Here is a 15,002-nt window from a genome sequence, read left to right as displayed (position 1 = left end):
CGATGCTCAAGACTAGGGCTGCGAAGTGCCGCCAGCATCACCGCATTACTGCTGTGCACACATACTTCTGCTAACAGGCTGTACTGTTCCTCAGTTAGGGCAGCATTTCGGTGCTTCAAAATATTTGCCATAAAGTTGATCGCTTCCTGTGTCATGCTTTCATCAATCGACTGAAAAATTTCGCGTGCCAGATAAAACTGCACAAATACGACTCGCGACACGGGTTGCTCAAACAGTTCTGCCACGCTGGTCGCGATCGCATGGATCATCTGACGGAGTGGTAATTGGATAATGGTCGCGATATCCACCTGCGCCCACATCGCCTTCACCCGCTCTGCATGACGTAACTCCATCGCCTTGAAAATAGCGGCTTTATCTGGGAAAAACTGATAGAGCGACCCGATCGCCGTTCCGGCTCTGGCAGCAATCATGTGGGTTGTTGCAGCTTCATAGCCCACCTCATCAAATACAGCCGCCGCCGCATCAAGAATTTTCTCGACTCGCTCCTTGCCGCGCTGCTGTTTAGGCTGACGACGCAAACTATTAGCTGCTTGGGGGCTTGACGAACGTGAATGTTCTGTCATATTTTGAAGTTCATAGATTGAAATGCGACAGATTTTTCATAATTTTATCAATGGAGGACGCTATGCGCTCAATGCTCCCCGGTGCGCCCTGGCTGTTGGCGCACAAATCCATGCTGAAGGTTAATCAGCCCCGCAAGGTTTCTCTATACGGTGTTGACTATGTGATGTGGAAGGATGAGACAGGAGAAGTCCATGCTTTACCAAATGCCTGCCCACACATGGGAGCCATGCTCTCAGAGGGATGGTGTGAAACGCAAAGTGACGGTAAAAGCGTTGTCATCTGCCCGTTTCATGCGCTACCTTTTGATGCGGCTGGTTGTACCGTTCTACCGGGTTCAGGCAAAAAAACATTGCCTCAGTTGCAACCGTTAGAACTTATGATTCAAGGCGATTTCATCTGGTCATATGGTGGGCATGAGCCAAAAATTCCAATTCCCAAAGTGTTGGATGAGATTGTAGAGCAATATTATTTTGTCGGGTATACGGGCGATCGCAGCGTTGAAACCGATCTGCTGACCATGCTGCTGAATATGCATGACTACAATCACCAGAATGGCACTCATCGAGACTTATTCCGCATCACGGATGTTGAGTTTCACCAATTCATTGACGAGGGGTATCATTCCCATGCATTTTATGACATGCCCACGGCACCCTACACGCTGACAGAAAAACTGAGAAAACCAGATTTGCTTCTGCTACCCACCAACATTAAGGCACACCTGGAGAACCATTTTCCGTCCCTCGTTATCTTTCACGGTGAAATGCCATTAGGGAAAGCAGCCCAATGCCACTTCTTTATTCCAGAAGCCGAAAACCGCACCCGAACTTACATCCTGCTTTTTGGACAAGCAAAACATCCTGCCTTTAGGCTGTTTGGTAGTACCTATCTCAAATTCGGTCAGGTGGTGATTGATCAAGATGCTGATATTCTGAGCAAGCTTTATCCAAACACTCCGCAGAAGATTAAACTCAACAACGAAGTCGGTATGGATTGGGTTCGCCGTAACTTTGAGAGTTTTCCCGATGTTGTGGCCCCTAATCTTTCCAAGTAAATACTCAATTACTTCACTAAACACGCGCTTGCGAGTACTTTCAAATACAGCCTTTTGGAGCCATATCACACTTTGATGAATGATTTTCGTAGGGGCACGGCAAGGCCGTGCCCCTACAGGAGTCCATTCGCACATTAAAAGTTCCACAACGTTCTAACTCCCAACGCCGTAAGAATTGGGGGCTAAATGATGTTGCTACGGCTTCTTTGATTCAACTGAAATGCCGCGATTTTTATTCAGCCCAAACACTCTGACTACTAGTCCAACACTAATGATGGTACAAAAAGCTATTCCAACACAGTAGAGAGGGTTAGACAGAAAATGACTGAGCTGTAACAACGCTTCATCAATAATGGTAGATTTCAGACCTATCTGTGCTAAAAGCTGAGGAACTTGAGTGAGGAGCGAGGGGATAAACCAGCTTAAAGCGAACGAAATAATGACTCCCAACAGGAACCAGACAAAAATACCTAATCCAAAATAAAAAGAAACAATAGGGGAGTCTTTATCACTATGAGCGCTTTTTGGATTAGGCCAGCCTAAATGGAAAGAAAAGCCATCTTTTTCAACTTGTGGTTCTTTAAACTTTTCGCCGCTCAATAACCATTCAGAAACTTGACGAACTAACGGGTTCTTTCGCTTTGGATTGTAAGTCAAATACTGCCCGTGGCTTAGGAGATGAATTTTCTCTGCCTTATATGGGATTTCTCTTGGAGTTAAGGGCGACTCTTTACCTTGTTGGCTATCAAAGAAACGAGTGAAATCTGAGACGGGATCGGTTGGATCAAAAACATTAATCCATTCAAAATCTTCTTTAAATACTGATTCGTCTTTGTTAAGAGGAACAACCAATGGCCAAAGAACAGCAAATTTGCTGAGCGGAGAGCCATACGTCATGAAGCCTTTCAAGTTGCGGAATAGTTCTTTCCGACTGATCACATCATCATTATCACGAGAAAGCCAGCTTGGGCGTTGAGGAAGCACATATTTCTGAACTTTCTTTTCATCCTCTGTGAGTTGCCTTTTTACCCGACCCTGATGCTTGCGGCACCATCTTTTCCACAACTTTTGGTCTAAGTATCTAGGCAATGCTGTTTCGATCTCCATCAGTCCATTGAAAGCAACCACAGTACCTAAGCTATGAGACAAAATGTACCAACGCTCGTATTTCTCCAAACTCATTTCGACCAAAGCTTTGATAAAGCGCCGACGTATGGAAAAACGAGGAGGGGCTTTCCCCAAATCGACCAATGGTCCTTTCCCTTCCCTTGCATCCTGTTGGTATAACTTGACATCACCTAGGTACTCAACTAGGAGATCAGGTCTGATTTCCAGTCCTAAAATACTCCGTGAAACTCTTCCTAAAACCCAAAGGAACGGTAGAAGTAAGAACACCACAAAGGACACAAGGAGCAAATAGACACGATGGACGAGTTGAATCGGTTCACCTTCTCCAGGTAAAAGATCCTTTGCTTGATTAAAGCTGCGCCCAGGCAATCGCCTATCAGGATGCAGAGGTACCTCCTTGTCCGGGAACTCAGTATCAGTTCTTTGGTCATATCTAGGTTTTGTCCATAGAGAGAGACCCCAAGCCCAAAAACTCCTGAATGTTTTGAAACTGTTTGGCTCATCTAAGTCAGACCACCAAACTTCCCTGAATTCTAGATTTGTTTGCTGGTCATTTTTGTCTACAACTTCAATAATTGCCGTCGCAGCTCCCTCACCCCGCCAGGTCTGTTGATTGGCTCGGTAAGGTGCATCTTTGCTAATGTTAATGTTAACTTGAACACTATCTATGTTGGAATCTGCCTGTTTGCTATCTGCTTGCAAAGCAGAGGCAATATTTCTGACTACTTCCTCAAGATGCTCAAACTGACACTGTTCACCAATACCATGAACTACTAAGATACCAACACGCTGCGGCTTATCTTCGCGGGACATAAAATGGGTCAAATGAAGGGTTAGGCAAAACTTGTTTAATCGTAAGCGACATAACTGCACCCCGACAGTACCCTTACAGGTGATTTTTATGCGCAAGAATATTTACCGATCAAAATAATCTGAGTTCTGTGGCAAGAATTTTTGCTGTGTTGCAAGACCTATACGAAGTTTGAAAGCAGTTGAATGACAACATCATTCAACTTTTTTGTAACACAACGCCCAAAAGTACCCCCAGGGGTACTGCGATCGCCTGTTTAACTCAAGAGAATGGGATAAAACAGAACAAACGCCACATGTTCAACTCACATCGCTGCCCTGAAAGTGCTCTACCTCATTGTCAAGAAAACTCACTGCTGTCCCCAGATTGAGAATCTTAGACGGTGACTCAATTCATCCTAAAAGTCTAACTTAATTTGTAGTATTAGCGGAATTAGGTTCTATCTTTTGTATCTGTTAGACGGATTTACACTCGCATGATCTCAAACGCCTCGCTAGTGCGCGGAGTGAAGTGAGATTATCGATTTAGATTTTGCCCGACATGGAGAACTCATGGTCAACAATGCGTTTAGAAGAATGCCAGTTTCTAATGTGTCTATTCAAAATACAGTCGCTTCAGATATCGCCTCAAATGTTACCTCAAATACTGTAGTCCTCAGTCAAATTGCAGCGGTTCAACTGGCACAACCTGCCCCTGCCTCAGTAGTGTCTGAGACTCAAGTTGCCCGAATTGACCGCTCAATCCTGGCAGATGCAGTGGTTGCGAGACAACCCGAAGCGATCGCCAGCATTGACTCTTCTTTGTACATGCGTCCCGAACAGATTCGGTGGATTAATCCAGATTTAGGCAGGGCGATCGCTGACATTCGTACCCCGACCGAGGGTACCCCCCGCAACCAAATCACTGTTCCCCTCAGTCTCACCGCAGACGTGAGTGACGAAACGGTGTTTGAGTCTCCAACAAATTCGGCACAGAAATATTATCTGCCTCGCTACCGGATCGCAGAGCGTAACCGCCAGGTACAGATGGTGCTGACGCAAACTCAAACAGGCTGGAATCTAGCAGTCTACCTGGAAAAGTTTCCTGCTCCTTCACTGCAAATTGCAGCGCGAGATTATCAAGAACTCGCCCATGAATTGAGTGTGGTCTTGCAACATCGCTTAACTCCGGGAGATGCTAACGGAGGTCAAAAAGAACTCGCTTTTTCTGCCCCTGTACTGGATTCAGGAATGGTGCGGGTAGACTTGCAGATTACCACTTCAACGGAACTCGGTCTATTATTTCAGGTTCTAACTTTACCCGAATATGGTGCAGTGTTGACGGTGCGGCGGGCTGTCAAAGTTGGGATTCCGGTATATGTCAACAACTCAACAGGTACAGTCCCAAACAACAGTGCTGCGAACACGGGTGCCAGTTTTACGATCCCAATGCCTCAGTTGCGCGTGGTAAGGATTGAGAACTATGAAGCTGGTGGACAACCGTGGACGCGCTATTGCCTGAGTGTAGACAACTACGCCGCTTTCCCCGCTGACCTATTTGCAGCATCTCCCGATCTGCCGCCCTGTGGGCTCAACCGCAATGCTTCGCGCACCTGGGTCAACATTCATGCTGAGGGAGGTGCAACCTTGTATGGCTTCTGTGCCCTTGGAAGCCCCAGCAATTTGAAGGATCTGTGGTTTGCCAGACCGCGTGGGCAACAGCCTCCTGCTTCGGTTTACATCACACTGGTTGACCGACGCAACAATATCACTTACGCATCAAATTCTGTTAATCCTGCGGCGATCGCCCCCGCACCTCCTGACACCCCTCCTGCTGGAGAAGCCCTGTTTCGAGAAGTTACTCGTGTGTTGGAGAGTGGAGTAGAACCGCGTCCTTTCGTCTTTCCCCAAGCGATTTATCCCTACATTTACCAAGGCATCACCGGAAGTCCTAATCAAACGTTTACCCTGCAACAGTGGACAGTTCCCTGGGATGGGACACCTCAAAGCTACTATCAAGACCCAGTACGCCGCGAAATTGTTTACTTTTTGCCTGATTGTTTCAAGTTAATGCGGCAGCCAAAATCACCTTACCATCCAATGATGTCGATGCGGTTTGCGGCTGTGAATGATGACCCTGCCACATTGAGAGCAACCTTTGATTACTGGGCATTTCCTCATGTAGAACGAGCGCGACTGCTTGCAGCAGCTCCCATTCTAAGGGAAAAGTTTAGAATCTCAGGACAGCTAGAATTTCAACCTTTGCTAGTAGAAAAGCCGCGTTTGTTTCTGAAACTTCCTAAAGCAAATGCAACCCCCCAGCTTCAGGAATTTACTCACGTTTCTGTTGAATTGCGATCGGGCTTTAGCGATTCGCTCAGCCTTTCCTTTGAGGAGGTGCAGGCCCTTTATGAGGCGATGTTTAGCCACACAACACAAATCTTTGAGGGCTTTGTGCAGGTCGATATTCAGGGGCACGCGCCCGAACGGATTAACTTCATTCCTAAAGTTGATGATCTGGTCGGCGAGGTTTTTGATTACACAAAAAACGTAGATTCAGCCAATAAAACGGTAGCCTTTACCCTTAGAAACTCAATTGAAAGCCCACTGCGAATTGAATCTTTGTCCTGTGTTTTTCAGGAGGGTTATTCCCAGGTTGAAGGAGTGATGAGTGGCTTTAGCCGAGCATTGCCAGTGGAGTTAAAACCGGGAGAAACGATTTCATTCACCGTAACTCCTCAAAACCCTGGTGCAGATATCAATCTTAGTAATGTTTTATTCAACTTGAATAGTGTAAAAGTGATTTCCGATCGCGATGCACTCTTCAACGTGATTCTACGTCCTGATTGTCCGTCTACTTTCAAGAAAAAGCTGACAGTAGATGTGCGGCGAGTGGTGTTTGGCGATCGCATCACTGATATTAGCCTCGTCTTCAAGCGCGGAAGTACTCTGAAGCTGAGCTATGACGACTTTGCTCCCGGTGTTGACAAACTCACCGCAACCACAACATTACTTTCTCCGATCAAGAGCCTTTTCCTGAAAGAGGAGGACTTAGGAACTTACGAGTTTCAACGCATTGTGCTGTTAAAAGATGGTCGTAAAATTCAAGACCCACCAGATTATTGGCAAACGGAGAATGAAAACCCCTTCTCCCTAACCAATTCTGATCTGCCTACCCTGCCTGCTGAGGTTCGTTGAGATGTCACTGCAAGGACTTCCAGACTTTTTCCAACCTCTCACCACAAGTGACAACTGCATCTATTACCCCTATGAAAATGCAGGCAGCTTTGCGGTGTTGCCTAGAAGCCTGGAAGTGGCTTTGCGGACTGATGGATATGCTGACTTTCTGCTGGAACTGGTGCGCGGTGAGACTCCTGCTCTCACTCCTTACGGATTGCTGAATCTGCGACTGCAACCTCAGTATGAGATGGAGGCTGCATTGACAACGTTGCGCGATCGCTACCCAGAAAGCAGGGTAGAACCTGCCGTCTTTTCAACGGGCTATCTGCGGCTGTTACCGATTGGAGACGGCGTTGATTTTCCTGCCGATATCCAATCTCCTATGCCACTGGTCTGGAATGGATTAGGAAATGTACGCTTTAGTCTGCGGTTGTCTTCTGACAGTGCGATGCTATTGAAGAATGCGTTGCAGCAGGAAACATTTCTGTGGACAGCCTGGGCAGAGATGGAAATGGCGGGAGTTGCACCCCGGTTGCCATTATGGGTACGGTTTAACCCAGCGCGGTTGCTCCGGGTACTCAACTCACTAGGGGATAGTGAACGGCGAATTGCAAGAGTGGATCTGGAGAATTTTTTTCGTCAAGAAGTGCATCTGTTACCTCTAGAGATGATCGGCGAGGTGCAGGATACAGTTACCTTTGCAGAAACCATGACGGACTGGATAAGAACTCATTTTGGTGAGTTTGTCCCCGCTCCAGAGCAGCTTGGAAATGCTTATTTGCAACTCCCAAAACCGGAGCAAGTAGGAGACGGCATCAGTGAGTGGAATCTGGCTCAACCTTTGCAGACAGCGCGTCCAGTCGTACTCCAACTAAATCCGTTAGAAGCAGCCAGAGCAGCAGTTCAGCAGTTTGGTTTGGATGCGCTGGTGCGAAATACTGTTGTGCCTGCATTGCCGAGTGGCATGTTGCCTATCTCATTGCTGGCAAACCTGCCCAGAAATCGTCCGGGGGTGGAAGCCGTTGGGGTGACGTTACGAGCGGCTCCCTTTCGCCCCTTCCGTCCACAGGCGATCGTGCAAACGATTGAGTTCAAACCACCAGAGGATACTGCATCTGCCCTCTTCCGGCTTTCTCCTATTGAACCTCCAAAATATACGGCAACACCCTATGCATTGCTGAGTGACTCACAGGGTATCCGCAAGCTGGAGGGTACAGAAAAATCCTGTCAGGGAAATTTACTTTACCTCAATCCGAGTGATTTTCCGCTGGCATTCTTTACTGTTGAAGCGGATACACCGCTGCTAAAATTGACGACTCTGAAGGGTATTTGTCACTGGCAGGAGGCAGGTATCCCGTTGCAACGAACCTTTGAGTTAAGTCAGCAACAACCTTCTGTTGCACTGGCTTTTTCCAAGGGAACTCAGGATGCCACGATTGACATCTCGGCTCACTCACTACAAACGAATCAAATCATTAATTTCGGAACTTTTCCTGCAAAAAACTTGAAGTTAGGGCTATATTCTTTTCGGGAATATGGTCCTCACCAGGTGAAGATTAACTGTATCTTCAATGACAGTTTGCCGCTATTTGCGATCGCCCTCCTGCCCGAAGACCGCCCCGAAACATCCGAAGAAATAAGTGTTCTTTCCTTTACTCCTCAACAACCTAGCAAGACCTGGAGCTATCTGGCGCGATCGCCTTTTCAGTCGGGTTATCGCTACCGCATCTACTCACCACTTTCTCAAACTGTCTCAGAATGGTCAACGATCCAGTCTCCTTTTGAGCCACTTGTGATTCAAGCGATCGCCTCATCAGCCGTCGAAACAAGTTAAATGCCCCCCACATTCACTCGCAAGTCTACGGTTATGAACATTGAAATTCCCAATGGTTTTGAATTCCAACGGGTATATTGTTATCCAAATCCTGACCAACCCCTGTCCTACTATTACTTACCGCTTCAGCCCCAGCCCCAACGCAGTACCGATGGCACACCCATGATCAATTTGATCAGCATGGGCACCAGTGGTTATCTCCAGTTGAGTGTGAGTTGGGAAGCCCCTTCTGAGACATTAGATGCCCTGCGCCAAGAAATTGCACAACGTGAGAGCTTAGATAATCCAGCAGTGTTACGGTTTGCCTTTGCTCCAGTGACAGTTCAGCAAGTTTCGCTATTGCTAAGCAATGAAGGGGAGAGATGGGAGGCGATCGTCACCAGCAGGTCTTCTGGATTTCCCCCTTACGCTGCTTTGTTTAATGCACACTTCAACGCAGAACAACAGACGCAGGTGGCAGCAGCTTTAAATGGACGGAAGAACTGCTTACAGGTTGAATATCATGCTTTTCTCAATGGAGTAGCAGAAGCCTCAGCAGATATAACGGGTAACGCTGCTAACGTTATTGCTCAGCTTAAAGATAGGCGTGGAACTCTCAATCAAGATGAAGTTCAAGAAGTTCTGAAACGGAGTATTGATGAAGGCGAGTTACAGCTTACAGTAATTACCTCTGAGGATGCTTCACCCCAACTGATTGAACAAGTCAGTACTCACGTTCTGGCTCAGGGCGCAGATCTCCTTCTACGATTTTTACAGGGCGAGGAGCGGATTCCCGATATCACTCACTTCAGGGTAACGGTTTCAAAAACCGAACCTCGACAGATCGACCTGGTTTTAAAGAACGATGTGGCGAACTGGTTTCCCAACGGCAGCAGCTTCAATCAAATTCAGCCTGCCCCTAGTGGAACCTCACCGCTTCCTTCCTCCCCCCTCTCTTCTCCTTCTTCCTCTCTCCCCGTCCAACTCAACTTTTCCCCTACTGAGGCACCCCTAGCCCTCATTACGGTACAGCAGGGAACAGCAAAGACAACCCTGATTCCACCCGACTTTTCCACTACCCTGTCTAATCTTCGAGAAGAGCCACTGGAAGTTGAGACAAGCTACACCTTTTGGGGAACATTTTCAAAGAACATATCAATTCCTGCATCTGGGAAATTATCTCTTTCCCCTGCGGATTTGGGTTTAACTCAGGTAACAGTTGATGCCACTGCACTGGAAGCGGCTGGAGCAAAGAAAGCCCGCATCCGACTACATTATCATCCTGATGGGAATGGAGTGGAAGATGAGACAACAATTTATTTGCGCGATCGCCTCTGGAAAGTGAACTGGTTTGTAATCAGTCGGGGTGATGACTTACAAGGATTTTTGCAATACGAGTGGCAGGTCACGTTAGAAAACGGTGATCTGGTTAAACACGAGATGACAGAGACGACATCTCCACACATTGTTCTCACAGCCGAAGAACAAGCTGAATGATGTAACTGGGTGCGAGCAAAAGTTTCGACGAAGAGCTGTTTTCAGCCTGATATTCCAACAACAACGACAATTTTTACACTTCAGGAGAGAATTCAATGACACTGTTGATTGATAAAGTTCAACAAATTGAAGGCGTAACCGTTTACGGCGATGATAGTGACTTCTCAATCTATTACTTGGTGCCACAGCAGCCTCGCTATCGGTTGAATCCAGATGGAACGCCTGCTTTCCGCTTCCTTAAATATCGTTTTCCAATCGATCGGGCTGATGGTCGTAAGGGCGGTGGTGCAGTCCTGTTTGACGCAGAATTTGTGGTGCCTGAAGATAAGATGCCCAGAATTATGGAGGTGTTGACGGCACAGGTTCAGCAGGAAGCAAACCGTCAGAATGTGCAGGCTCCTCCAGTCAAAATTGGCACAATTACTTACACCAAAGGTGAGGTAAAACTATTTGTCATCGGGGCGGATGGGACCTTTGTGGAGGAGCTTCATAACCCCGGCAAATCTTCTCTCTATGGCAACAACATCACCACTTTTATGCTGGAGTTTACGCCGGAGGGGGCAACCTTCTTTGAACAGGCAATGCAGGGACAGGGCGGCGCTGTGTCTGTGGTCTATGACTTGCACTTCTGGGCAAAACTACCTCCCGTAACCATTAATGCTTGGTTTAATGCATCAAAGTTCTATAGCTTCTACCAGACGATTGATGTGGACTGGCACCTGTGGAGCGAAGATGACTACCGCGAAACCGTGCGGGAGACGATGATCTCCTCCGAATCAATGGGAATTGAGCCGGACTGGGGTGGACTGACGGATGAGAAAATCAAGACCCAATTGCGTGACTGGGCTTTCCGTTCACTAGAAGATGCAGTGGAACGGAACATGATTCAGGCGATCGCCCCTGTTCCCGAAGACCAGCGCGACATGCCTGAAGGAATTGAAAATGTCACCCGTGATCTCAGCAACTTTCAAATCTCCAGCTTTAATCTGTTTTACAAAGAGCATACAACTGTTGAGTGGAATCTAGCTCCTCAGGGACAATTACAGAACATCACCAACCTGAAAGATAAGGATGGCAATCTTCTTCGGTGGGAGGACTATGCAAAGACCATTAATCTGGATGATCCATTCTTCCGTCAATTGCGGGTGAATACCTACGTCAACGCAGACTTCAACAAGTTACCCATTCACAGCGTTGAGGTAAAGCTGCTCTACGATGGCAGACCCATGCCCAACTTGGCTCCTGATGCTCCAGAGGGTGAGGTTGTGTTGCGTAAACCTGATGAGATTGGTCACTTTGCGACTTATGTTGAGAACGATAACTGGAAGTACAAGTACAGCTATCAGGTCAACTACAAAGGTGAAAGCCGCATTTTTGAGTCAGAAGAAGTTGAAACAAATGAAGGCAACCTGACGATTGGGGTAGATGATATCGGAATTTTGTCTGTCAATGTCTCCGCAGGCGACATTAATTGGAATGATGTGGACTCAGTTCTGGTGACGTTGAAGTATGAAGATCCAGATGAAGGGGTTGAACCCTTTGAAGATCAGTTCACTTTGACGAAAACACTGCCAAACCATCTGGTTCAAGAAGTCATCTTCAAGCCAATGCGGAAGAGCTACAAGTATTTCGTCAAATACTTTATGAAAGATGGTAAGGAGCTGGAGGGAGATGAAAAGCAGGGACGGGCTGAGAACCTATTTATTCAAGATCCCTTTGGTGGACGGAAGACTGTTGGCATCCGGGGTGTGGGCGATTTTGTGAATCGAATCAGCCAGGTCTATCTTGACCTCAAATATGTGGACGAGCAGAACGATAACTACACTCAAGCAAAAGCGATCGTTCTAAGTAAGGATACTCCTTTCGTTGACTGGTCTTTTCCAGTTATCAGTCCTACTTTAGGAAAGGTTGTTTACAGCGGTACAGTCGTTTTCAAGGATGGCACAGTTCAACCTATCGCGGAAACAACCGCAGCGACAGATACCATTTTGGTGCCCAAGGCTCCTCAAGATGTGCTAGAGGTGGCGATCGTTCCTGACTTGTTAGATTGGACGAAACTGCGGCTAGTTAAAGTGTCACTTCAATATCAGGATGCTGACAACGACATCAACGAAACAAAGGACTTCATCCTGACTCCTCAGAGAAGGGATATGCAGACCTGGAAGGTAGAGTTGAAGGATAAAACCAAGAACCAGTTTACCTACAAGGTCGTGTATTACCTGACTAACGGTACACAAAAGGCAGTGAGCCCGCCTGCAACAACAGATAACACCATCATCCTGGAAATTCCTGAGATGTAGTTGTCTGAGGCACCAAGGAGTGGGAATCAAATAACATCAGGTTTTGTAGGATGCGTTAGCCGTAATGCATCAACCTTCTTAAGCGATGCATTACGCTACGCTAACGCATCCTACGCAAAAATTGCAGGTTATTCAATCCACAACCCTAAGTGTTTTAGCCGCACCTAGTATCCATTCCTGTAGAGGCACTGCTGAACTCAGATATAACTCTAAAGCGCACAGCCCTCTGGTAGGGGCGTTTCGCGAAACGCCCCTACACGATTCGTCATTCGAGCAGCAATGCCCTCGTAGATTTACTCTGGACACCTGTTGTCCACTCCACACAGACTTATTTGCACAATGAGGCTACGATGCTATATCTCAATCCTCCTTATTACATTATTGAGGGCGTGACGGTTTATCCCGATCATGCAGACCCGACACAATTTCACTATTTGCCTGCTATGCCTCACTTAACGACCGAGTTTGATTCGGTGGTGGGGCAAGAAATTCCTCAACTCTCATTACTCAAATATCGTGGAGAGGCAGGTTCTGGGGCATTCCTTAACTTTGAAGTTAATCTGGGAATTAATCAGGAAAAGTTGGAGGAAGTGCAGCGCAAACTGCAGCAGTTGCATGGGCTGCGGGATACTCCTCGAATGTCCCCCGTGATGGTGGAAGATGGGCAGGTACGGTTGATGATTTTAGGAAAACAGTCTCCTGATTCTACCAATGGACAGCCTGGAACGCCATCAACTGGAAGTAGTGCCCCTCAACCGCTTCCTGGACAACCCCAGTTTGTCCTAAAGCTAGAACATTACAGTAAACCTGCGTTATATAACGACCATCAAGCCATCTTTTCGGTGCAGCTTGACAGTGCAGGGGCAATGATGATTGAAGAGGCGCTGAAAGGAGAAATGATGCCCGTGGGAATTGTTTATTCCCTTGATTTTCTGGCGCTTCGTCCGGCTTACAACGTTAGTATTGTAGCGGACTGGAATCGAGTACAAACACACTTTCAGGAGTCCTTTGGGGCAGAAGTGCTGTTCTCATCGCTGCAAATTGACACGGTGGTTGACAAGTTAATTGAAGACCGAGTAATCGAAATCAATGTTGATACCTTTATTCCTGAAGGTGAGGATTCAGGTGGTGTGCTGGGGCGACGGGATGAGGCGATCGCCAACTTCAAAGACATGATTCTCGAAAACTTTTTTGAACCCAGCCTCGACCCAATCAAGGAGAATGACAACGAATTTTTAGACACTATTGAACGTCTCAGTCAGATTGCTCCAGCAGGAGCGGCGATGTTCCATTACAAGAAGGTAGACATCACTCGGATTGACCAGAAGCGGATGAATCTGGCGATGAGTGAGCGAACCACGGTGCGTCGGAGCATTCATCCTCAGGCACATTTACGGGGAATGTTTCGGTTGCTGCGCGATAGTCAAGGAACAGTGGATCTGAGCCGTTTTGTGCGAGAAATTACTCTGGATGATCCCTGGTTTAAGCGGCGAGAAGTGTCGGCGCGATCGCTTCTAAACTTCAGCAATGATTCAGTAGACTCGGTGAACCTTACCCTCTGGTATGGTAATGAGCCGAAAACCCTAGTGTTAGATGCCGCAAACTCCACCGCAACCACTCGATGGAACAGCATTTTGGAGAACCGCTTAATGAAGCGGGAGGTGCGCTACAGCTATCGGGTGAATTTCAAAGATGTAGACACTGCTGAGCGACCGGGGGTATTGCAGTCCCCTGAATTAGTCACAACGGGCGATCGGTTTGAGATTAATCCACGAGGTGAAGGGTTATACTTCCTGGATGATATTCAAATTGGGGTGACCGACCGGTTTCCCTGGAACACTTATTCTTCGGTTGAGGTGCTGGTGAAATATGCTGATCCAGACAAACAAATTGACCTAGAAGAGAGTTTTATCCTCAAACCTGACCGACCAGAAGTGACTTGGAAACGGTTTCGCTTAGACCGCAAAAATGATGCGTTTAAGTACAAACTGATCTATCGATCGGTGAGTTCTGGCGATCGCGAGACGGTATGGGAAACTACCACTCAAGAGCGTTTGACTGTCCCCAATCCGACTCCTCGCAGACGAACCGTGACTGTGGTGCCAGCAGTGACCTGGAGCCTGGTTTCAATGATCTTTGTCGATCTTTCCTATCGAGATTTGGATAACGATATTTGGGTGGATGAGTCACTGTTTTTTGACAAAGATGCGAATAAACCCAAACACTTCGTGGTGGATCTGATTAATCCTGAGCAACGACGAGTCAGCTATGTAGTGCGGCTACTGCTAACCGACAATCGCCTGATCGAAGTGGCCCCTTCAGAAACGATGGGCGACAAGATCTTTGTGCGGGCAGATATGATGGGTCATCGGATTGTGACGGTGCAACCCGAACCCGTGGAATTTGGCGATCGCAATATTGTTCGGTTAGAGGTCAAGCTCAGGTACGAAGACCCCGATGCAGGCTTACGATTTGCGGACACCTTCATCTTTACCTCGCCGAATGACAGAAACCTGTTTGAGTACGATTACGCTGATGCCCAAAAGCAAGCCTACTCCTGTACTGTCCGAACGATCTACACCAATGGCATGTCCAGGGAAACGGATTTAGGCGAGATTGAACGCGACCAATTGGTTTTGCGGGTGAGCTAACTCAT

General features: G+C 47.3%; 7 protein-coding genes and 1 pseudogene. 6 read left to right on the top strand and 2 right to left on the bottom strand.

Translation table 11 applies throughout. The features are described 5' to 3' along the window. Positions 1 to 14: 14 nt before the first annotated feature. Positions 15 to 431: pseudogene (locus tag H6F88_RS33175) on the bottom strand (TetR family transcriptional regulator); the annotation flags it as partial. A gap of 215 nt (positions 432 to 646) precedes the next feature. Between H6F88_RS33175 and H6F88_RS08485 the strand changes: the two are divergent. After that, on the top strand, positions 647 to 1,639 hold the full coding sequence (locus tag H6F88_RS08485; RefSeq protein ID WP_190642315.1) for a Rieske 2Fe-2S domain-containing protein: 993 nt from the start codon (positions 647 to 649) through the stop codon (positions 1,637 to 1,639). A 195-nt stretch (positions 1,640 to 1,834) separates the two neighbouring features. On the opposite strand, the gene H6F88_RS08480 is transcribed toward H6F88_RS08485, so the two are convergent. Further along, on the bottom strand, positions 1,835 to 3,580 hold the full coding sequence (locus H6F88_RS08480; protein ID WP_190642314.1) for a hypothetical protein: 1,746 nt from the start codon (positions 3,578 to 3,580) through the stop codon (positions 1,835 to 1,837). A 549-nt stretch (positions 3,581 to 4,129) separates the two neighbouring features. On the opposite strand from H6F88_RS08480, the gene H6F88_RS08475 reads away from it, so the two are divergent. From H6F88_RS08475 to H6F88_RS08455, 5 genes are all read left to right on the top strand, one after another. Further along, positions 4,130 to 6,754 carry a hypothetical protein gene (locus H6F88_RS08475; RefSeq protein WP_190642313.1) on the top strand — a complete coding sequence of 875 codons (2,625 nt, stop codon included), beginning with the start codon at positions 4,130 to 4,132 and terminating at the stop codon, positions 6,752 to 6,754. Position 6,755: 1 nt separating this feature from the next. Further along, positions 6,756 to 8,570, top strand: a complete 1,815-nt coding sequence (locus H6F88_RS08470) for a hypothetical protein (protein WP_190642312.1) — start codon at positions 6,756 to 6,758, stop codon at positions 8,568 to 8,570. Between the two features lie 33 nt (positions 8,571 to 8,603). Then, complete coding sequence (locus H6F88_RS08465) at positions 8,604 to 10,046, top strand: hypothetical protein (RefSeq protein ID WP_190642311.1); 1,443 nt, start codon at positions 8,604 to 8,606, stop codon at positions 10,044 to 10,046. Between the two features lie 95 nt (positions 10,047 to 10,141). Further along, complete coding sequence (locus tag H6F88_RS08460; protein WP_190642310.1) at positions 10,142 to 12,346, top strand: hypothetical protein; 2,205 nt, start codon at positions 10,142 to 10,144, stop codon at positions 12,344 to 12,346. A gap of 350 nt (positions 12,347 to 12,696) precedes the next feature. Then, the gene (locus H6F88_RS08455; RefSeq protein ID WP_190642309.1) at positions 12,697 to 14,997 is read left to right on the top strand and encodes a hypothetical protein; all 2,301 of its coding nucleotides are present in this window, start codon (positions 12,697 to 12,699) and stop codon (positions 14,995 to 14,997) included. Positions 14,998 to 15,002 lie beyond the last annotated feature (5 nt).

The sequence above is a fragment of the Oculatella sp. FACHB-28 genome (genome assembly GCF_014696015.1).
GTDB lineage: Bacteria > Cyanobacteriota > Cyanobacteriia > Elainellales > Elainellaceae > JAAUTN01.
Note: the sequence above shows the minus strand (reverse complement) of the source record. Positions and strands in the feature narration are given on the sequence as shown.

What these genes read in the sequence shown, in the direction of transcription:
- H6F88_RS08465 (WP_190642311.1), top strand. Translation starts at nt 8,604, where the DNA reads ATGAACATTGAAATTCCCAATGGTTTTGAATTCCAACGGGTATATTGT.
- H6F88_RS08470 (WP_190642312.1), top strand. Translation starts at nt 6,756, where the DNA reads ATGTCACTGCAAGGACTTCCAGACTTTTTCCAACCTCTCACCACAAGT.
- H6F88_RS08455 (WP_190642309.1), top strand. Translation starts at nt 12,697, where the DNA reads ATGCTATATCTCAATCCTCCTTATTACATTATTGAGGGCGTGACGGTT.
- H6F88_RS08485 (WP_190642315.1), top strand. Translation starts at nt 647, where the DNA reads ATGCGCTCAATGCTCCCCGGTGCGCCCTGGCTGTTGGCGCACAAATCC.
- H6F88_RS08475 (WP_190642313.1), top strand. Translation starts at nt 4,130, where the DNA reads ATGGTCAACAATGCGTTTAGAAGAATGCCAGTTTCTAATGTGTCTATT.
- H6F88_RS08460 (WP_190642310.1), top strand. Translation starts at nt 10,142, where the DNA reads ATGACACTGTTGATTGATAAAGTTCAACAAATTGAAGGCGTAACCGTT.
- H6F88_RS08480 (WP_190642314.1), bottom strand. Translation starts at nt 3,580, where the DNA reads ATGTCCCGCGAAGATAAGCCGCAGCGTGTTGGTATCTTAGTAGTTCAT.